Consider the following 20,423-nt stretch of genomic DNA (forward strand, 5'->3'; position numbering starts at 1 on the left):
CAAAGATAGCACTCCGACTCATTTATCAAAAATGTCCTCCCACTTCATCGGCGCTCAGCAACCCGGTCTTGATCGCAAACACTGCCAGGCTTACGGAATTGGTAGTACCGGTTTTATCGAGTAAATGCTGCCTGTGCCCCTCTACAGTACGGATACTGATGAATAACTTAGCGGCAATTTCACTGTTCGTCATCCCTTTACAAATAAATGTTAAAACTTCCTTCTCCCTGGGAGTAAGGGAATTTCCATTCATATATGGCTTCTGTATAGACTTTGATTGTACACCGCGCAGCATGGCTTCTCCTATCTTTTCAGTGAAATAAAATCCCTTTGCCGCCACCTCTTCTATTGCTTCCCGCAGGCCATCCTGGTCAATGTCTTTATGCAGGTAACTTCTTGCACCCATCTTCATCATATGAAAAATGAAATTATCGGCAGTATGCATAGACAATGCGATGATCTTCATTTGTGGGTATAGCTGAAGGATCTGTTTACAGGTTTGCATGCCATCGGTCTCCGGCATTTCTATGTCCATCAAAATAATATCTGGTAGTTGAATAGCAAGTGCTGCTAACAATTGCGGGCAGCTTTCCGCTTCAATGATCATGTCAAATTGAGGATAGGTCTTCAGCAGGTTGATAATTCCCTGGCGGAAGAGTTTATGATCATCCACGATGGCAAGTCTGATGGGTGTCACAGCATATGAATTTACAGTAATGGTCATGTATAGCGTGATAGTAACATTTTATAATACCGGCAATCTTACTATAATACAAGTACCCTCTCCCGGTACTGATTGTATTTGCATCTCAGCTTTCAGCATTTCTTTACGGGCTTCAATACTTTTGAGGCCAATTCCTCCTTTCCCTGCTTCCCGGGGATCGAATCCGCAACCATTATCCCGCACACTGAGTTGGATAAAGCGCGCCGTTTGCCGCAGTTCCAGATGCACATCGCTTGCTCCGGAATGCTTAATTGCATTATTCACCAGCTCCTGCACAATACGATACAGCGCCAGTTCCTGCTGCAGTTCCAGCCCACTGATCTCATCTGCATCAAAAGTAAAAGTCAGCGGTGAAGCCTGCGATAATACCGATACCAGGTATTGCAATCCCTCCACCAATCCAAACTTTGTCAATACAGAAGGATATAGATTCAGTGATATATTTTTCAGGTTCTGTATAGTATGGCTCAATATTTCTTTCACGCTGTTAACAAGTTGCTCTTTCTCCGGGTCAGTATGGTTTAGCTGATTCACCAGCAATTTTGCGGTAGACAGAGACGATCCTATTTCATCATGCAGATCGTGCCCGATCCGTACCCGCTCCTTTTCCTGGGCAGCGATACTTGAAGTTAATAATTCACGCTGATATTCATGCTGTACAGATTGCAGGCGGATCTGCTGTGCCAGCAAACGCTTTTGATACACAATGAAAAAAATGATCACCGAAATCGCCAGGAACAGGATGACCAGGATACCACAGAACAACATATACTTCATCTCTAGTTCCTTTGGGGAATCCATAGTGTTAGCGTATAGAAGGTGTACAGTAACATGGTTAATACGGCATGGACATCCCATAGTTGCAAATTAAAGCTCGTAGAATACGAGGAGAAGATATACTCACTAAAAGTAAAAACAATGATATCACAAGGGAAGTAAATGATCAACCCTGCCGACAGCCAGAACATAGGAGCGTATTCCAGGTGAAAGATATTCAATTTTCTGAGTACGCGGTAAAGATATTCCAACACGAAAAAAAGAATGAGGAATCCTTCTACAAAACGCTCCTCCCGGTTGAAACCCTGTAATTTCCCGGTAAGGATCTCAAAGAAGGCGTAGCCGGCAAAACCAGCGGTGAGGAAAGGGATTATCTTTGCGGTTCTGCTGTCATTCAGTTCATGCCTGTACATTGCTGCAAGCAGGCCAAATTCAACAGGTATATAGAGGACGATCAGAAACAGGTTTCCCATCTTAAGCAAAATGAGCAGTCTTGACAGGAGGTCTGTCAGAAAGCCAAAGAGTACGAGGATCCATAGGTAGCGTAAGGGTGCTTGCAATTGTCTGAGACGAAGCCCGCCCACCACGACTGCGATGGTCTCAGGGATCATTACACCATACATAATGATCCGGTCGAAGGGAAGAGACATAATAAACGTTTTAAAGCCTCTCCCGGGCCAGGAGAGGCGAATGAATAATAGTGTGTGTCTATTGATCAATAAGGAGGGCTTGGTGCAGAAATATCATACAAGCCATCGGGATTACCTATCCTGGCCGGCGCATTTTCTCCATCTGCCAGGATCCCCTGCAATACCAGGTTGAAAGTAAAGGTAGGTGCATTGACGTCGGTTACATTAGGTCTGTACAACTCATGCAAGGCAAGACTTACAGACAGCCCGCTGCATTTATATAAAAATGCAGCATCGATAAAGTCTTCCAGTGGGAAATTATACCCTTGCAGGTAACCAAAAATGTTTCTAAAGCGCTCTCTTGAAATAAAGTCATCATTAACAGCCCACTTCTGTAACCAGAGTTCGCCCAGGTTGGTAGGCAACTGACCGTTGGGCACCCCGTCACCTAATTCCTGTGCATAGGGGGTACCCAGGAAAAAGGCAGTAGTAATACCTTCATTTTTATCAGTTCCAAACAGGATGATGTTAAACAGCTCTTCTCCCTCATCATCTCTGGTAATGCAAAAGCGGGCCTTGATAGTAGCGGTCGCTTCTGAAGATACCAGGTACTCAATAGCACTCACGTCAAAATGAACGGCGCTGAGTTTGAAGGATCCTTTGTAGAAATAGTCTCTCATGTCGCCTTTACCATCATCTTCATTCAGAAGGGTAATCCACCGCGAGATGTACTTGTCATAATCTGCCTTGCTAATTAGCGTGATGGGCATGGTTTGTGTTAATGCATGAGACATATTATATAGCTTGATGGTGAAAAAATGCGAAGGGATAGTCGAATTTAGTGTTTACGGAATGCAGTGACACCGCAGGGAGTTTTTATCTTTAGCCATGTTAAAAGGGCGGCGAACCGGGAGTATTCACCGCCCCGTATTCATGGTTTAGGGAGGGAAAGGGTGTCTTTTATTGGTTTAAATGGACAAAAAGCCAGCGATGACGATGTAAAAGTAGAAAATAGGAGGAAGGTGGATAAGAGGGGGAATACCTGAAAAATAAAACAGGTAGTTAGGAGGGGTGAAGTAAGTAGAAATACGGGGGCGCTTATAAAACGATTAATGATGCACCCGCTTATAGCGCACCCTATAATTCCGTTCCCAGAACTTATACCAGGATTTATTTCTAGGATAGCTTCTGTGAGAAGTAGCGTTATTACATACAATAGCCACCAGCAATAAGATGAGTACACCAGACAACACCGGGCTTAATACATACAGGTACCCCAGCGCCTTTATTTTGGCCGTGCCGATATTTGCAATCAGGGCAGTAGCCCCTCCAGGGGGATGCAAAGTTTTAGTAATCTGCATCATTACAATAGCAAGAGAAACAGATAGGGCAGCGGTGAGCCAGATCTCTCCGGGAACCAGTTTATACACGGTCACACCTACCAGGGCACTTACTACGTGGCCACCGATCAGGTTACGGGGTTGTGCAAGCGGACTATTAATAATACCGTATACCAATACAGCAGAGGCACCAAAGGAGCCAATTAAAAAGAGATTGTCAGAAACTGGCAGGAACTTACTATTCAGCAGGCCAATAGCCCCTATTCCAAAAAATGCCCCAATGAATGTCCAGATATGTTCTTTAAGGTCGATCAGTGTTTCATGGTAGATGATCAGCCCGGCCTTGCGCATGTGCCGGCGTAATTTTCGATGTATCATTTCAGCACAAAAATAATCATTTCGCCGAAGGTTCTAAAATCATCAGGAATTATATCAATTTCTTGTCTGCAAACAAGCACTACAAATACATGTGATGTATAAATATTCCTCTCATTTTTCTAAACAAAGTGAATTAACTTTTGTTTTTTGTTAGTAGTCACGAATTCAAAATACCAAATCTTAAAGCCCTCAAAATGAGTACTGCAACCCTCAAAGTAAGCATATGGAGTAAGACCGATCCACTATCATCCCTTGACACCATCCGCATCGAATGCGGAATTGACGAAGATTGCAGCAATCTTATTAAAAAACCGGCTACAGTCTAAAAAAATTAACATTCAAGCCGGTGTATTCCACGATCTCACCGACTGGTATGGAAAAATAATTGCACGGTTGACAAACAACCTGCTTATACAACATTATTCCAGTTTCTTTCTCTCCGTATATCCCTTCCTGGAGAACAAAGAATACGGCTCCCGGAGATGCAGCTCCCGGCGGTTCCAGGGAGAAACTGGATGAATATAATATATAGGAAAGTGAACAAAACTTATTTTCCGGCAATGAGAATTACCCGGAACTAACGCGTCTGCTTACACTCGCACAACAAAACCGGCTGACTATTATTGAAGAGCTATTTGACAGGATTCAGCCCCATCACGGAGATGGGATCCCTGCTTTGGAAAAATTAACAGCTATTCATTTGGGTATTTCGGGCCCGCAGGATCATGGAAGAACAGCATCAATGCTGGAATTTGGAGATGTAATGAAAAGTATGCCGCCATCTTAGCGATTGCACATACATTTCTTATAGTTGCATCATCCAATCTGACGAGAGAAAAATAATCGATCCATTAATTGCGCAACAAGCTGTTGCGCAATTAATGGATCGATTATCATTTGTGGAACAAGCTGCTGCTCAATTTCCAGAAATCCCTAACTTTACCTCAAACCACAGCCTCCCATGCCTCCATTCAATATCGTAGCCTTTAACTCCTCTATCCTTAGCACCTATGCTCCTGCTCTGCAGCTCTTCCGCAGCGCCCAGGCCGAAAAACAAATGCACGAACCCATCGCCACCTACCTCGACTGCCACAACAAACTTCATGGCACCATCATCGTGATCCGTGATCAAAAAAATAACATCACCGTAGAAATGGCACTCGCCATCTTACAAGACGAAATGAACACCCTCCTGCAAAAAGGGAAGATCCAATCATCCGCCATCTTCTACCACTCCTGCTTCACCGGCCAGCCAGGTGATACACCCACCAGCGCCAACAACGCCACCTTCGTTGCCCACGAAGACTACAACGCCATCAGCCTCCTCTACGCCACCCAACAAGGTCAAACCGGCACCATTATCTGCCCCTACATCATCAAAGACAACATCATCCGCCACCAACCCATTCACGGCTTCGACTCCGCCAGCCCATTCGATGCCGAAGCTGCCGAAAAAGAAATCACTTTCGATGAACCCATCGAATATACCGACTTCGAAATCAGGAACGAATACGAAATCGGCATCCGCAATATTGAAAAACCTGATCAAATCTATAACATGGAATGGGAAGGTTTCATCGGTGCCAAAAACTTCGCGCTCCCTGCCATCAAAAGCATCCTCAACAAGGCCATCAGCGCTACCAAAAACGCCACCATTACCTATATCAATGGCAAAATAGGCGTATCATCCCTCGACCTTGGCCCCATCACCATCGTCGGCATCCATGTAGGCAAAAGCTTCTATGCATATCCTGCCATGCGCCCCTCTCATACCTTCGAAGTCACTACCGACTACATTGAAGAAACCTTCCAGAGACGTGGCACCGAAGCTCTCATCGCCGCATCTATCAATAACAAGATCCTCATCAACTTCCTCGCCACCGACTATCTAAAACACCACAGCACCTACCGGTCAGTAAAAACCAACTGGATGAAAATCGGTGCACTCGCACTCTTCATTGATGTACGCCCCGTATTTGAAGACAACACCTTCTGGCCGGAAGACAACTACGGAGACTGTGGTCTGCACCAGTTCATGGGTACCATCATCAATATCAAAACCGTTGCTGTATTAGATGTAAAAGCCTACGTCATCACAACAAACATTGGCTTCGAACTGGATATCTTCGTCAGCGCAGAGAATGTTATGGATGGCCTATTGCAAGCCGGTGGACATATCAGGGGCGTCATCTGCTTCCACGGCGAAATCATCTTTGGATAAAAAACGTATTCACACAAATCCCAATAGCAAGCTACGCATTCACTAACAGTGAAGCGTACACCTATTCCCATACAAAATTCATGAAAAACAAGATTCACTAACAGTGAAGCGTATACCTATTCCCGTACAAAATTCATGAAAAACAAGATTCACCAAGGGGCATAAAAACCCTATCAAGAAAAAAGCCTTCAGATCAAACAGACCTGAAGGCTTCCCGCTTTATTTTTCAAATGCCTTATGCACCTTTTCTACTATCAGCGCGTCATCCAGCGTGAAATCTGCCTGCTGATGAATATCCAGTGAAGAGCTGCCTATCTTCACCGTATACTTCCCTGGTTCCGCAACCCAGGCCTGCTGTGCTTCAATAAAGGATGCCAGATCCCTTGTCTGTAATTGCAAAGTCAGCACTTCGCGCTCTCCGGGTTTCAATACTTTCGTCTTGGCAAAGGCCTTCAGTTCTGCTGCCGGCTTATCAATCGTATTATGCGGAGCCGCCAGGTAAAGCTGTACCACTTCTTTACCCGCTACCCTGCCTGTATTTTTCACAGTCACAGCAACTGTCAATTTATCCTTATCTACTTTCAGATCGCTGTATGCAAATGTGGTATAAGAACCCCCAAACCCAAATGGATAAGATACCGGGATGTTTTTAGTATTGAAATAACGATAGCCTACATAAATACCTTCTTCATAAGTTACATCAGTAGGATTGTCCGCAGGCGTACCTAACCAGTTCTTCGCAGAAGGTGTTTCTTCATACTTCACAGGGAAGGTCATGGTCAGTCTGCCACTGGGATTAACCTGTCCGCTGAAGATGTCAGCAACAGAGTTACCACCTTCCTGGCCCGGTTGCCAACTCAGCAAAATAGCATCCGGTTTATCTTTCCAGCTGGCAGTTTCAATCACGCCACCAATGTTCAGGATCACTACTACCTTCTTTCCTTTTGCATGAAAAGCAGCCGTCACATTTTCAATCAGCGCCACTTCATCAGCTGCCAGGTTAAAGTCTTCATTCACTTTCCTGTCACCACCTTCGCCTGAATTACGGCCTATGGTAATAATTGCCAATGCAGCAGATGCCGCCTTTTTATCAACCAGTGCTTTATCCACATTCATCTCCTTCATACGCTCCGGCAATGCAAGTAAACCTTCTTTCGCCCTGCGGAGAGAATCCTGGTAAAGCGCATGCTTCACATACGGTACATACAATTTCTTCAGCTCCTGGTCTACCTTATAACCGGCATTGCTCAAACCATCAATCAGTGATACCGTATAGGCTTCATTCACATCACCACTACCAGTACCACCAGCAATAAAGTTGTAAGAAGTGACCCCAAATGTCGCAATCTCCTTTGTTTGATTGGTATAAGGAAGCAACTGCCCATCATTCTTTAGAAGGACCATACCCTCGGCTGCTGCGCGACGGGTGATGTTCGCATGCCCTTTCAGATCCGGGTGATTGCTGTAAGCATACTTTGCCATCGCAGGAGAACGCAGTACGAAAGTCAGGATCCTTCTCAGGTCGGTATTCACTACTTCTTTCGGCAGACTACCATCTTTCATCCCATCCAGGATCGCTTTCTTCTGTGCAGGCAAACCCGGCATCAGCAAGTCATTGCCGGCACTAAGCTGTTGTACCACATTGCTGGTACCCCCTTGCAGCGCTGCAAAACCAGCATACCCACCAAACCAGTCCGTCATCACCATCCCTTTGAAACCCCATTCATCACGCAGGATGTCAGTGAGCAGATCCTTTCTTGCAGAAGTGTAAGTACCATTGATCAGGTTGTAAGATGACATCACCGTCCAGGGTTGTGATTCTTTTACGGCAATCTCAAAACCTCTCAGGTAAATTTCACGCATCGTTCTCTCATCAATGTGTTCATTGATAGAAAGCCGGTTGGTCTCCTGGTTATTCGCAGCATAGTGTTTAATAGAAGTACCCACACCATTGGATTGCACCCCATTCACAATAGCCACAGCCATCTTTCCCGCAATCAAAGGATCTTCAGAATAATACTCAAAATTACGCCCACACAGGGGGTTACGCATGATGTTCAGCGCAGGCGCCAGCAAAGCGTCCACACCATATTCTTTTACTTCCTGCCCCATCGCCTTGCCCACTTCTTCCAGCAAGGATGTATTCCAGGTAGAAGCCAAAGCAGTGCCTACCGGAAATGCCGTACAATAAAAAGTTCCCTTTGCATCTTTCCTGATAGGCTTAATACGCAAGCCCGCGGGCCCATCTGCTACAATCACTTCAGGAATCCCCAGTCTTGGAATAGCACAGGTACCCCCGGCAGCACCCGGCACCTTTCCTTCAATCGCACCTGCTACAGGCGTAAGCCCATTAAAACCAGGCATCCCTGTACCGATTAATAAACCAGCTTTTTCATCATCCGTCATTTTGCTGATCAGGTCATCAATACGGTCATCCACCGATAAGCGCTCATCTTCATACCTGTCCAGCTTTCCATTGCCATTCAGATCCCTGAAGGTATATCCGTCAATTGTGATGATTGGTGGAATTGGCTTCCAGCTGATAAGGAGGAATGCCACAGCACCAGTCAGTAAGATCCTTTTCATATATTACAGATTTAATTGTTCTCTATAATTTTCACATCCCATGGTGCTAAGACCAGGGAACTTTTTTGAAGCACGGTTTTGCCTGACAATAATTCCTTTCCTGTTTCATAAGGATAGATCAAAGTCTGCGACGTATCTGAATAGTTAAACAAATAGTGGATGGTATGGCCAGCAGTATTGGTTCCTGTTTTCGTGATCAGTGGGAAATGTAACTGATGATCTATGCCCGCCTCTTTTGCACAATTCTCCATGATCTTTTCACACAGTATATTCCCCGGCATAAACCCGATATACGTTGCAGTACCTTTACCATATTGATTACGGGTTACAGCAGCATAGTTTCCCCACTGCGCATGATCATAATACGCAAGCACTTTTGCTGTGGTAGGTGTTAATAATTCCATCCAGTATTTGATCTCGTTATCCTTCGCGCCAAAGGGATCATTCTTTAAACCTACATGCTCCGGCACTACAAACTCATTGTAATAATTGCCTGTCACAGCATTGATCACACCGGGTTGTGGGGTATAACGCACCTGTACATTTTCATTAGAGAAACCGCTTTTGAAGGTGTAAACGATATGCCCGCCGTTCTCCACATACTGATTCAATCGCTGCAACAACGCATCTGACGCTGCATACAAAGCAGGCACCACAATCAGCTTATACTGATCAAAATTGTCAGAAGATGGATCAATAAAATCCACCCCAATATTCATACGATACAAGGCGTCATAAAATGGTCGCATCACATCATTGTATTTCTCAGGTGTTCCCCAGGAATTATAAGCTGTATTGGCCTCATTACTAAAAAATATAGCTGCTTCATTTTTCTTATGCAAATGCAGCAGGTTCGGACTTAACCGTTCAAAATCCGCCCCGATAGTTATCGCCTCATTGTAAGTAGGATTCGGTGCAAAATCATGACTTAACAATCCTTTCCAATACGTTTCCGCACTATTATGAATAGAAGCCCAGTGCCAGTAACTCACCATATCAGCACCACCTGCCAGGTGACTAAATGCCTGTAATCTTAACTGACCAGGATACGGTGTCCAGTTGGCAAAACCCTGCGCCTCTGTTTCCATCACGAGATAATTCTTTCCACCTTTCATAGAACGGGCCAGGTCACCTCCCAATGAAATCTCAGTACCGGTCAGTTGGTGTTGGCTGGGATGATAGATATCCACACCCGCAATATCCAAAGCCCTGGCTGCCGCAAAATGATCTACCTCATCCTGTATGCCATAGGAATATCCTTTCCAGCTAAGATCAAAGTTTTGTGTAATGAACTGCTCCGGACGTTTATATTCTCTCACAATCTTCGCCTGCCATGCCAGGAACTCCGTTACCAATCCCCGCTGAAACTTTGCAAACTCCGCCTTCACACTCGCATTTACCGATCCATTCACAGATGGAAAATCATCCCAGGCACTAACACGGTTACTCCAATAGTTCAATCCAAAAGCATTGTTCACACTATCGAGTGTAACAAACTTCTTTTTCAGATATTCCACGAAAGCCTTTTGCACATTTGGCCCCGCCGTATTATACGCCTTGGTTTCGTTATCCACCTGGTAGCCAATGATGGCAGGATGATCTTTCACATGCTCCAGGATCTTGCGGATAATGCGTTCTGCATAATACCTGTAATGAGGATTCGTAATATCCATATTCTGCCTTGGCCCAAATTGATTTTGCCCCCAGGGAGTAGCGGCCAGTACATCAGGATACTTCTTCGCCAGCCATGCCGGCACAGCATAGGTAGGGGTACCCACTATTACGCTGATCCCTGCCTTGTGCATGGCATCCAGTACCCTGTCAATATGTGTGAAGTTGTACACACTATCCGAAGGCTCTTCAGTAGCCCAGGTCGATTCGGCAATACGCACCACATTGATGTGTGCAGCTTTCATCATAGCAATATCCTTGTCCAGGCGCTCGTAAGGCATATATTCATCATAATACGCTACCCCGAAAAGCAATTTTTGTCCGAAGGACGACAGGGAAATAAGACAACATGCAGTTAACAATAGTTTTTTCATAACATCAGCATTTATAATTGAGTAATGCCTACAGCCGGATAGGGCATATGTAAGCTACCCTCATAAAATAGGGTAGTCAAATGTATATTAAATGTACAATTGACACCATTAAAAATTCCCTGTCTGCGTGAGGAGTAAAAGACACTATTAACACCCGCTTCACACAGAAGCAATAATAAGGCATTTTAGGAGAACTGCAAATACTTCTTAAGACCCGCGCCTGATCTTCGTCAGGATAGCGAACGATTAATACTGATCTTCGTCAGGATCTGCATTGATGGGAAAAAGTAACTTTGCGTGCCCGTCATGCCAACGGGATACACACATATGGACATAGAACTATTATCGCCTGCTGGCTCATTCGAGGCTATGCAGGCTGCTATCAATGCCGGTGCAAACGCCATTTATTTTGGTGTAGAACAACTCAACATGCGCAGCCGCTCCTCCGGCGGGTTTACCATCAGTGATATTGCAGAAGTAAGTGAACGTTGCCATGCAGCAGGGGTAAAATGCTATCTCACGCTGAACACGGTGATGTATGAATATGATATGCAATTACTGCAGGCAGTACTGAAAACAGTGAAAGAGCACAAAGTAGATGCTGTGATTGCGTCTGACTTTGCCGTGATCCAGTCCTGCGCAATGATGGGAATAACATTACACATTTCCACACAGGCCAATGTGAGTAACCTGGAATCAGTGCAGTTCTTTGCCCGTTTTGCAGATACCATTGTACTGGCAAGAGAACTTACCTTAAAGCAAATTGCATTCATCTGCAATGAGATCAAACGTAAGCAGATCAAAGGTCCGAACGGAGAACTGGTGAAGATCGAAATCTTTGTACACGGTGCATTATGCATGGCAGTTTCAGGAAAATGCTACCTGAGTTTACACAGCAAAAACGCATCTGCCAATCGTGGGGCATGCTTACAAAACTGCCGCCGTAAATACAAAGTATCAGATGCAGAAACAGGTGAGTCACTGGAAATAGACAATGAATACATTATGTCACCACAGGACCTCTGTACAATCAATATACTGGACGAAGTGCTGCAGACAGGCGTAACCGTATTGAAGATAGAAGGTCGCAGTAAAGGGGCGGATTATGTACATACCACTACCAGCTGCTATCGCGAAGCCATTACCGCCATTCAGGAAGGTACTTACAATGCTGCCCGTGTAGAAGAATGGATGACACGTTTATCCACAGTGTATAACCGTGGATTCTGGGAAGGCTATTACCTGGGCAGGGAAATGGGGCAATGGACCAGCAAACCGGATTCTATTGCAACTGAGAAAAAGATCTATGCAGGAAAAGGTGTGCGCTTCTATCCAAGAATTAATGTAGGAGAGTTCTTTATAGAAAAAGGCACACTGCAGGAAGGGGATGAATTGTTATTGACAGGGAATGCTTTCGGTATGGAGAAGATCAGTTTTGACCAGGTATTGGTGAATGGAGAGAAAAAAGATAAGGCGGTAAAAGGCGATAGCATTACATTCCCATTCCCACACAAGGTGACCACAACAGATAAATTATATAAATTGGTAAATGCCTAAGATTATACATTATAGAGATAAATGTATTGGTTGCGGTATTTGTTTTGAAATGCAACCGGAGTTGTGGAGAATGAGCCGTAAAGACGGCAAAGCAGTATTGCTGGGTGCGGAGGAGAAAAGAGAAACAGATGTATTGACGGTCAATAAGCTGTTGCTGCAGGAAGCGAAAATAGTAGCAGCTGCTTGCCCGGTGAAAATAATTAAAACAGTAAATTGAAGAGTGTGCATTAGCACGCTCTTCAATTTGCTTTCTATACACATACCGGATCTATTAAAGCAAACAATCCCATCAGCATCTATATTTTATCGTACCAGCACAATTATCCAAAACAACCGCATCCCCAAAATTCAATCATTTACCATTACAGAATACCTAAATTCCGCTATTCCCCGCCTCTCAAATATTCCGTATTTTTAATCATCCAAAAATTGTTGTTATGTCCCAACTCACAGAAACCATATTCCGCATTGACGAAAAACCCGTCACTCTTTTCAGTTCTTTCACATTAACCCAGCACATCTTTTCTCATCATACATTCACACTCGTCTGCCCCTCCGAAGCGATCGATGGCCAGGCAGGTCTTCTCACAAAGTCAAAAGACCTGATCGGCGCCACCTTCGAAGCCCATATATCCGCCATCAGCACTGATGACAGTGAAACCAGTCCGCTCCTGTTTCGCGGTGTAATTACTGATGTTGAAAGCATACGCCTCACCGGCAAAACAGAAGAAGTCATGCTCACAGGCTACAGCCCTACCATCATTCTCGATAGCGGCCCTCATTGCAAAAGCTGGAAAAAGAAAGACCTGAAAGCAATCCTAAACGATGTAATTGCTGCCTTCCCTGCCGATCAGCTTGCACCTGATATCAACCCAGTGTATGCTGATATTCCCGGTTACACCGTGCAGTATAAAGAAAGTGCCTGGGAGTTCCTGCAACGCATGGCGGCCTCTTACGGGGAATGGTTATACTGGAATGGCAGCAACCTTGTAATAGGGCCTCCAAAAGATAAGAACAAGACCTCACTGATCTATGGCAGTAACCTCAGCCAGTTCGCCATCAGCCTCAAAGCCATCAGCTCTCAGCATAAATATGTAACCTGGGATTACCAGAGCAGCCAGGTATACGTCAGCTCACCTGATGGTGTAGAACAAAGAGCCGGACTGAATCAACTGGGGCAAACCGTCTATACTTCTTCCAACAAATTATATAGCACACAACCCAAACAATGGAATTACCGCTTCGCCAATAACAAAAGTCAACAGGATAAACTGGTTACACTAAGAAGTGCACTGGAAGCCAGCAGAATGGTGCAGTTCACCGGCTTCAGCGGCAATCCACAGGTATCCCTTGGCGACACCGTCGATATCAGTGGCAATAACCTGTATGGAGGCGGAGAAACGGAAGGCTATGGCCAATACCGCATTACCAGCATCAATCACCGGGTAAACGGGAAAGGAAATTATGATAACAACTTCACCGCAATTCCCGCGTCCGTAATATTGCCACCAGTCGAAGTACCCGCAGAACCCGTTTGCGAAACCCAGAGCGCCATTGTTACTGACAACCATGACCCACTGGGCCTCGGCCGCATACAAGTCAGGTTTCACTGGATGAAAGAGACTGAAAAAAGCCCCTGGATCAGGGTGACCACCCCACACGCCGGTGGCGGAAAAGGGCAATTCTTCATTCCGGAAACTGGCGAAGAAACTATAATCGGTTTTGAAGGTGACGTGGCTACAAAACCATTTGTAATAGGTGCAGTATACCACAGAAGTGCGGGTAATACCTATAGCAATGCAGGCAATGATATCAAAGCCCTGCAAAGCCGTAGTGGCAATAAACTGATCCTGAATGATAAAGAAGGAAGTGTGCACCTGGCAGATAAAGGCGGTGCCGATATGAAATTTGACGGTGCAGGAAATGCAACGACCAATGCCAGCAAAAACAGTACGCTCAACGCTGGCACCAATAACCTGATCAATGCAGGGAGCACCAATGTCATCAATGTAGGCGCTACCAAAGATGCTCCACCCACCAGCGTTATATCCATGGATGCAGATGGCACCATCATTCTCGATGGTAAAACAAAGATCCTGATCCAGGTAGGCGAAAACAAGATCGAAATTTCCAAAGAAGGCATATTCACAACCGCCAGTGACGGGAAGATCCATACCATTGCTAAAACAGGTGATGTGAATATAGAAAGCGAAACCGGAGAAGCAAAGTTCAAAGGAAGCGTGAAGACCAACTTAGGTGGTGGTACCAATACATTCGTTATCGGCAGCGATTCTGTAGAAATAAACCAGGCCTGATCATGAAAAGAGCCATTCCATCAAAACATGTAAAGGAATATTACCTTATCACCTCGGCCAATAAAACTATTATCGGTCAGAAGAAACTGGAGTTTGTACAGGATAAGCTGATCAGCTTTACACTGGTAGATCAGCAGGCCACGCATCTTATATTTGAATATAAACTGTATGAACAGGTAATGCAGGGAAGCTCACTGCTTCATTACTATAGTGGTGATATGGATGAGTTGCAATCAACGCTCTTATTCAAAACAGACCTGCAGGGCAATCTCACAGACCTGCTCCAGCTCAATGACCTGAAATTAAAATGGCAGACCGGATTTGAGAAGAACCTGAAAAAGAAATATCCGAAAGAATTTATCACCCCATTGCTGGAAGAAACGGCAAAACTGCTGGAAGATAAACCCAGACTGCTTGAATCGTTCAAAGGATACAGCGCCTGGCGCTTCTTTTTCCAACACTGGTTTCGTGAATTTAATGCAGCGGAAACCGAGCTATTAAACTTACAGCATTACTTTGGCAACACAGATCTGCCATTGCTGCTACAGCGAAAAGTAACAGATCATGCCATCGAAACGACCGGCACCTTGCACGTAGCTGCATTTGATCGCAACGCCTTTTCCAGAACACTAAAAGACCTGACCCACAAATATAACATCGATGCTACCCTGGATCTCACACAGGAAGAACAGTACCAGTTCACACGAAACGGCAGCCTGGAAAACGCGGAACTTTACTTATCCACTGGTGTAGGTACCTGGTACAATGTAACTTCCGCACACCAGCTAAAAAGGCTCTCCAAACAGGAGTTCCAGGAGCAACGCATCGTACTTGAAAATCTTAAAAAGGAGCACGCACTTCCTTTTTAACCGTCATCCATTAAACTCAAGAATATGAGTAAAAAATATATCCCGGACAAATCCTGGCTCACCTGCGATAAAGGGCAATTACCCACGCAAATAACCGTTACACATGATAATAACTCTAAGTTGTACGGTGAGAAGATGGTGAGCGAAGCAGACATGGTGCCGGGTGAAAATATAAAACCCTTTGGACGTTGTAGTGTAACCGGTGGCCCCTGTAAGTTCGATCCCCTCTACTGGGATAAGTGCAACCAGGGCGTGAAAGTGAATTCCTTCAAAATGGTATTTGAAGATGCTAACCTGATTTGTAAAGCAGGAGGTAAGATCAAAGTTGATTTCACCGTACCACAGGGTAGTTATTTCGACTTTGGTTTCACCGGCCTTGGGCTAACCGCGCAGTGGGCCAATTACAAAGGTGCCATTGATTACAACCAACGCGGCGTAATCTACGATGTACAGCACGACAAGGTATCACTGACCACCGATAACGGTAACCATGCCCGGAAAGGGAACTATGGTGAGATGAATGACAATGTATACCACAGGGAAAATGACTGGAGAGATATCAGAAAAGAACACCCTGTCATTGACATCGACAAGCCTACAGCCAGTGGTATTGATGGTGCTTATGAAAAAGGGGGTGTGATGAAGGCCACAGATGGTAAGTATGGAACAGCGCGGATAGAAGAAACCGTACGAAACGGGAAGGAGCTGAGTGAATCCTGGGTAGAAAATCACCTGAACCGTGGTGCCATCACCAGCCCTGCAGATGAACAGGCTATGCGAACCGCAAATCAGAATGGAACCTTACAGCGGGAAGTGATCTATACTGATAAAAATGAAAAAGGTGTCATCCGCGAGGGTTTATCCTCCGAAACACATGACGCTACCGGTGCCAAGGAGACCCGTGGTCAGTTTGAAACGCTGAATATGAAACCACGTTCCATGGCGGGCAAAATGATAGATGCAACCCGGTCCTCCATGCGTAATTCAAAACCCATAAAAGCACTGGCAGGCTCCAATTTTGCAAAGGGCGTACAGGAAAGTACAGCAGCCGTAAGAGCAAATAAAGCCTTGTGGAAAGGGGCACAATTCATGGAGTCCACACCAGCCCTGAGAACTACCGGGAAGGTAGTAGGCAGGGGCCTGATAGTAGTCGGCATCGCCATCGATGCTGCCTTTATATATTCTGCCTATAATGAAGAAGGTGGATTCGGAGACAAAACCCAGCAAGCCACAGGCAGCGCTATTGGCGGCACGGCAGGGGCCTGGGCAGGGGCAGAAATAGGTGCCGTGATAGGTACTGCCATATGCCCCGGAGTTGGTACGGTGATTGGTGGTATAGTAGGCGGTGTGATTGGTGGACTGGCAGGCAGCAGTGCAGGGTCGAAAATAGTCGATTGGTTATTTTAATTATTTTAGCATCAATTGAAATATTATGGGAATATTCGGTAAACTTTTTGGTGGCACCAAAGAAATGACCAACTTCAAGGTTAGGGCACAATACAAAGATGCAAAGTATTTCCAGCAGGAAATAACCCGCTTTGAACAAATCATTGCAAGCTCTCCTGAGCCTACCAGGCCATTTCATTACTGGTCAAGAGCCAGCAAACTCAATATCATCATGGACCTGGAGTATTCACTGGGCAAGCCCTTCGATAGCTTGATGGACATTTATCTGCAGGCGCTTGACAACCTGGTGAAAGGCTGGAACAAAGAAGATCCTACCTACGAAGATTTTCTGAACCTGCTGGCCAAAGGAGTGTTATTAGATATTCCAAACAATGAATTTCAACGCCTCGTTAAGTATTTAGAACAGGCAGACAAAGACGCGCCTCCCGGCTGGAAACCAGATGCACTGGCCTGGTACCTGGTACGGGGCAAGATGAAAGTGCATACCAATGAAGATGTGACCACCACCATGTCTCCGAAAATTGATCAGCGTCTTTTTGACCTGACCCAACTCCCGAAAGCAGCAGCAGAAGTAGCCGTAAAAGAATACCTGGAAGACTGGTATAAATTAAGAAAAGACTCGCCCTGGTATAACTCCCATACAAGAGACAGGGGCTACAGTGGCTATTGGGCCTGGGATGTAGCGGCCGTCGTGAAGCTGATGGGATTAGATGATAGTAGTTTTAGGGATAATCCCTATTATCCGCAAACATAGAAAAAGGGATGTAAAGGCATTGCAATGCCCTCCCGGGTATCGAAATTAAATCCTGTATAGCTAACTTTTGATACAGTCTTTTTCCTGGAAATGGTTTTCATTCCTGTAGGTGAATTCCCGCTTCCAGGAATGTCTTATTCGAAAATAATTTCACCTCTTTTATAATCAATAGAGATTTTCATAAAACCGCCCAAAGCACTCTGCCCAAGCAATAAAGGCGCATCCAGGTTATGCACCACAGATGCCTGCACATTTCTTAAGATACGATCGCCGATCTTTACCGTACGAAGATTGACCACCGTACCTGCTGAAATATTTCCGTTTGCATCTGTAAAATTTGCACTGCCCAGTATATCGTCTTTTGATAATGAACCCTGTTTGTATAGGAACATGGCTTCCGTTTCTGAGATCGATATAATGCTGGCACCTGTATCAAATATGAAATGCATCCTTACATCATTTACTTCCACAGGCACCTGGAATACACCATTCACCTTCTCCATCTTCACGACTGTTCTCCCGCCTTCTACCGTAGTAGGGGGTGGTGTCACCACACTATCCGCAGCGGTACGGTTATGACTTTTCCTTCTTCCTGACTGAGAGCATCCGGAACATCCGGACAGGAAAAGGACGATACCAAGCATTACAAAAAGTTGTTTCATTCAATTTTAATTTCACCGATTTTAGGGACAATTTGAATAAGGATCCGCTGATTCCTGCTTTCTTCTCCAGGTGCATACCGGCCAATACCCCCGGTACCGGAACCTGCCACCTGCACTTCACAAACATTTGGATCAGGCACAATATTCCTGCTTTGCCACAACTTCAATACCGCCCAGGCACGCTTATAGCTCAGGGGAAAGTTATCACTGTAATTATCATTGGAGGCCATCCCCTCTATAATCACCACATACTTAATGTCCTGACCCGCATATTTCACAGCAAGGTCTTTGATCAGTTTACTGATAGACGTTCCTACTTTCGAAAGATAGACTTCATCTGCCGGTTTTAAAATATCCTTCCCCCTGTCAAACTCAATATTCTGCACCAGGGAAAATCGTTTGTACACGGAATCATAAGCAAAATACTCCCTGGGTAACTCTGTCACTGCCGCCTGGATCTCTTTGATCTTCTTTAATTGTTCTTCTGTAGCCCGCTGCTGATACGTGAGTTTCAAAAATGTCAACACATACAATACCAGCATAATAAAAAACAGACTGGTCATCAGATCTGTAAAACTAGGCCAGAAAAACCCTGCTCCTTTTCCCTTCATAACTTAAGATTTTCCGGATCCAAAAAGCTTCTTAATAGAATGGATCACGCCCTTCTCACTATTCTTCTGGATCTGCTCAAGCACCACCAGGGTCTTCGCCATGTTCTTATTCATATCATCCAATGCCTGTTTCAGGCGCTCACCCTGCGATGCAGAACTGTTTTTAAACAGGATCACATCGGACTTCAGTGTCTGCAAATGCTCGAGGTTCCCCAGGTTCGTCCTACTTGCAGACATCGCAGATTTCAATACTTCCGTTTCATCGACAGTGAATTGCTTCACTGCATCACTGGATTTAATGATATGCTGCTTCAACTCCTGGAAGGTGTCTGTAATATGATAACTTACATCTGCCACTGCATTCGCAGCAAATTCCTTTTGCTGTTCCAGTTTATTGAAATGTTCAGACAGGAAATCCAGTAATTGCTGACTTTGATGTAATCGATTATCAATCGTATCTGCGATCACTTTAAAATCACCTGTTCTTGCAAGCAATTCATTCGTCTTGCCCACCATCTGTTGTGAGTTATCCACAAACTGATTGACATTCGTAAGGTACTGGTTGAATTTCTCAAACTGCTCTACCGAAAGGGTCAGCTGTTTCAATACATGAATATTGAACTTTGCCATATCAGCTACCTTGCCGTCATCCAGCATCTGCAAGAGTTCTTTCTGCTCCTGGATCGCCAGCCGGTTATTATCAAAGATGCCATTCAGCTTTCCGAGATTCGCCGTAAACTCCGTGTTAAACTTCATCAGGTTCCGCTGCAGGGAGTCCAGCGTATTGGCTAAACCCTGATTAATGATAGGCAGTAACTGGATCTGGATAAATGTGTATAGATCATTCTTCCTCGATTCGTTGAAACTCCTGGCTCCTTTAAATAACCAGCCGCTATGAATGATCGTACACAGCAAGCCAACAAAGCTCGCGATCATAGCTATTTTCACACCACCGATCAGAGAGCCGATACCGGCATCCAGCATCGCACCACTGGCATTTACATCGATACTGCCACCAAGCTTCGGCATATTGAATAATGCTATCACGATGCCCAGCATAGTACTCATCAAGCCCAGGTATAAGGGCACCCCGACTGACTGGTTGATATCTTCCTCTACTACACTTGTATTTCTTTCAACCACGTCTTTGATCAGGTTAAAGTCAGAAGAAGCCCCGCTGTTGCGAATAAGGTAGTTATTAATAGCATAAAGGATCCTGACAAAGACCTCATTAAGTACAGCATTGCTTTCTATAATGCTGATTTCCTTCCGCTCCAGATAGACGATTCGCCGGCTATCACTGCCATCTGCTTCCTGTTCATTCTGAGAATATTGACTGGAGAAATAATCCACCCTGTATTTATCCCGGTGTGCAAGAATTTCTTTGGGAGATAATGTCTCAAGTGTCATGACAGGCACAAAAAGTTTCGATACGTACAATGCATTTTCTGCAGGAATAATATTTCTGTACAATCTTATCTGCGTCATAGTACGCCAAAAGATATAAAGCTGTATACAGACAATCACCAAAACTATAAAATACTCTAT

At 44.9% G+C, this 20,423-nt stretch carries 17 protein-coding genes; 7 read left to right on the forward strand and 10 right to left on the reverse strand.

The window, feature by feature from the left end:
• Nucleotides 1-25: 25 nt before the first annotated feature.
• The 5 genes from U0033_RS18335 to U0033_RS18355 form a co-directional block, all read right to left on the reverse strand.
• Nucleotides 26-724, reverse strand: a complete 699-nt coding sequence (locus U0033_RS18335) for a response regulator transcription factor (RefSeq protein WP_083571779.1) — start codon at nucleotides 722-724, stop codon at nucleotides 26-28.
• A 21-nt stretch (nucleotides 725-745) separates the two neighbouring features.
• Nucleotides 746-1,501, reverse strand: coding sequence for a sensor histidine kinase (locus U0033_RS18340; RefSeq protein ID WP_177318696.1), 756 nt, complete (start codon nucleotides 1,499-1,501; stop codon nucleotides 746-748).
• A gap of 2 nt (nucleotides 1,502-1,503) precedes the next feature.
• The gene (locus U0033_RS18345; protein WP_143150890.1) at nucleotides 1,504-2,151 is read right to left on the reverse strand and encodes a hypothetical protein; all 648 of its coding nucleotides are present in this window, start codon (nucleotides 2,149-2,151) and stop codon (nucleotides 1,504-1,506) included.
• A 65-nt stretch (nucleotides 2,152-2,216) separates the two neighbouring features.
• A complete protein-coding gene (locus tag U0033_RS18350) occupies nucleotides 2,217-2,924 on the reverse strand; it encodes a hypothetical protein (protein WP_072364392.1) in 708 nt (235 codons plus the stop codon).
• A 315-nt stretch (nucleotides 2,925-3,239) separates the two neighbouring features.
• Nucleotides 3,240-3,821: an HPP family protein gene (locus tag U0033_RS18355; RefSeq protein WP_218164091.1), complete on the reverse strand. Its 582-nt coding sequence runs from the start codon at nucleotides 3,819-3,821 to the stop codon at nucleotides 3,240-3,242.
• 1,144 nt (nucleotides 3,822-4,965) lie between these two features.
• Between U0033_RS18355 and U0033_RS18360 the strand changes: the two genes are divergently transcribed.
• Complete coding sequence (locus U0033_RS18360) at nucleotides 4,966-6,069, forward strand: hypothetical protein (protein WP_143150891.1); 1,104 nt, start codon at nucleotides 4,966-4,968, stop codon at nucleotides 6,067-6,069.
• Nucleotides 6,070-6,288: 219 nt separating this feature from the next.
• On the opposite strand, the gene U0033_RS18365 is transcribed toward U0033_RS18360, so the two are convergent.
• Nucleotides 6,289-8,655, reverse strand: coding sequence for a glycoside hydrolase family 3 N-terminal domain-containing protein (locus tag U0033_RS18365; protein WP_072364398.1), 2,367 nt, complete (start codon nucleotides 8,653-8,655; stop codon nucleotides 6,289-6,291).
• An 11-nt stretch (nucleotides 8,656-8,666) separates the two neighbouring features.
• Nucleotides 8,667-10,700: a beta-galactosidase gene (locus U0033_RS18370; protein ID WP_072364400.1), complete on the reverse strand. Its 2,034-nt coding sequence runs from the start codon at nucleotides 10,698-10,700 to the stop codon at nucleotides 8,667-8,669.
• A 327-nt stretch (nucleotides 10,701-11,027) separates the two neighbouring features.
• Between U0033_RS18370 and U0033_RS18375 the strand changes: the two genes are divergently transcribed.
• From U0033_RS18375 to U0033_RS18400, 6 genes are all read left to right on the forward strand, one after another.
• A complete protein-coding gene (locus U0033_RS18375; protein WP_072364401.1) occupies nucleotides 11,028-12,257 on the forward strand; it encodes a peptidase U32 family protein in 1,230 nt (409 codons plus the stop codon).
• On the forward strand, nucleotides 12,250-12,474 hold the full coding sequence (locus U0033_RS18380) for a ferredoxin (protein ID WP_072364402.1): 225 nt from the start codon (nucleotides 12,250-12,252) through the stop codon (nucleotides 12,472-12,474). Before U0033_RS18375 ends, U0033_RS18380 begins: the two co-directional genes overlap by 8 nt.
• A 220-nt stretch (nucleotides 12,475-12,694) precedes the next feature.
• Entirely contained in the window at nucleotides 12,695-14,572 is a 1,878-nt protein-coding gene (locus U0033_RS18385) for a type VI secretion system Vgr family protein (RefSeq protein ID WP_072364404.1), read from the forward strand.
• 2 nt (nucleotides 14,573-14,574) lie between these two features.
• Nucleotides 14,575-15,441 (forward strand): hypothetical protein, encoded by an 867-nt coding sequence (locus U0033_RS18390; protein ID WP_072364406.1) that lies wholly within the window; start codon nucleotides 14,575-14,577, stop codon nucleotides 15,439-15,441.
• Nucleotides 15,442-15,465: 24 nt separating this feature from the next.
• Nucleotides 15,466-16,848 carry a PAAR-like protein gene (locus U0033_RS18395; protein ID WP_083571782.1) on the forward strand — a complete coding sequence of 461 codons (1,383 nt, stop codon included), beginning with the start codon at nucleotides 15,466-15,468 and terminating at the stop codon, nucleotides 16,846-16,848.
• Nucleotides 16,849-16,873: 25 nt separating this feature from the next.
• Nucleotides 16,874-17,602, forward strand: a complete 729-nt coding sequence (locus U0033_RS18400) for a PoNe immunity protein domain-containing protein (RefSeq protein ID WP_072364408.1) — start codon at nucleotides 16,874-16,876, stop codon at nucleotides 17,600-17,602.
• A gap of 134 nt (nucleotides 17,603-17,736) precedes the next feature.
• Here the strand turns inward: U0033_RS18400 and U0033_RS18405 are convergent, their stop codons facing one another.
• The 3 genes from U0033_RS18405 to U0033_RS18415 are packed head-to-tail and all read right to left on the reverse strand — an operon-like array spanning nucleotide 17,737 to nucleotide 20,363.
• Nucleotides 17,737-18,264, reverse strand: a complete 528-nt coding sequence (locus U0033_RS18405) for a retropepsin-like aspartic protease (RefSeq protein ID WP_072364409.1) — start codon at nucleotides 18,262-18,264, stop codon at nucleotides 17,737-17,739.
• Nucleotides 18,261-18,875 carry an OmpA family protein gene (locus U0033_RS18410; RefSeq protein WP_072364411.1) on the reverse strand — a complete coding sequence of 205 codons (615 nt, stop codon included), beginning with the start codon at nucleotides 18,873-18,875 and terminating at the stop codon, nucleotides 18,261-18,263. The genes U0033_RS18405 and U0033_RS18410 overlap by 4 nt, the downstream gene beginning before the upstream one ends.
• A 3-nt stretch (nucleotides 18,876-18,878) precedes the next feature.
• Nucleotides 18,879-20,363, reverse strand: a complete 1,485-nt coding sequence (locus U0033_RS18415; protein WP_072364413.1) for a hypothetical protein — start codon at nucleotides 20,361-20,363, stop codon at nucleotides 18,879-18,881.
• Nucleotides 20,364-20,423: the final 60 nt, after the last annotated feature.

The organism is Chitinophaga sancti, from assembly GCF_034424315.1.
Classification (GTDB): domain Bacteria; phylum Bacteroidota; class Bacteroidia; order Chitinophagales; family Chitinophagaceae; genus Chitinophaga; species Chitinophaga sancti.

Coding starts and splice junctions, on each gene's coding strand:
- U0033_RS18400 (WP_072364408.1), top strand. CDS start 16,874: ATGGGAATATTCGGTAAACTTTTTGGTGGCACCAAAGAAATGACCAAC.
- U0033_RS18390 (WP_072364406.1), top strand. CDS start 14,575: ATGAAAAGAGCCATTCCATCAAAACATGTAAAGGAATATTACCTTATC.
- U0033_RS18375 (WP_072364401.1), top strand. CDS start 11,028: ATGGACATAGAACTATTATCGCCTGCTGGCTCATTCGAGGCTATGCAG.
- U0033_RS18405 (WP_072364409.1), bottom strand. CDS start 18,264: ATGAAACAACTTTTTGTAATGCTTGGTATCGTCCTTTTCCTGTCCGGA.
- U0033_RS18365 (WP_072364398.1), bottom strand. CDS start 8,655: ATGAAAAGGATCTTACTGACTGGTGCTGTGGCATTCCTCCTTATCAGC.
- U0033_RS18340 (WP_177318696.1), bottom strand. CDS start 1,501: ATGAAGTATATGTTGTTCTGTGGTATCCTGGTCATCCTGTTCCTGGCG.
- U0033_RS18335 (WP_083571779.1), bottom strand. CDS start 724: ATGACCATTACTGTAAATTCATATGCTGTGACACCCATCAGACTTGCC.
- U0033_RS18370 (WP_072364400.1), bottom strand. CDS start 10,700: ATGAAAAAACTATTGTTAACTGCATGTTGTCTTATTTCCCTGTCGTCC.
- U0033_RS18380 (WP_072364402.1), top strand. CDS start 12,250: ATGCCTAAGATTATACATTATAGAGATAAATGTATTGGTTGCGGTATT.
- U0033_RS18350 (WP_072364392.1), bottom strand. CDS start 2,924: ATGTCTCATGCATTAACACAAACCATGCCCATCACGCTAATTAGCAAG.
- U0033_RS18410 (WP_072364411.1), bottom strand. CDS start 18,875: ATGAAGGGAAAAGGAGCAGGGTTTTTCTGGCCTAGTTTTACAGATCTG.
- U0033_RS18395 (WP_083571782.1), top strand. CDS start 15,466: ATGAGTAAAAAATATATCCCGGACAAATCCTGGCTCACCTGCGATAAA.
- U0033_RS18345 (WP_143150890.1), bottom strand. CDS start 2,151: ATGTCTCTTCCCTTCGACCGGATCATTATGTATGGTGTAATGATCCCT.
- U0033_RS18355 (WP_218164091.1), bottom strand. CDS start 3,821: ATGCGCAAGGCCGGGCTGATCATCTACCATGAAACACTGATCGACCTT.
- U0033_RS18385 (WP_072364404.1), top strand. CDS start 12,695: ATGTCCCAACTCACAGAAACCATATTCCGCATTGACGAAAAACCCGTC.
- U0033_RS18415 (WP_072364413.1), bottom strand. CDS start 20,363: ATGACGCAGATAAGATTGTACAGAAATATTATTCCTGCAGAAAATGCA.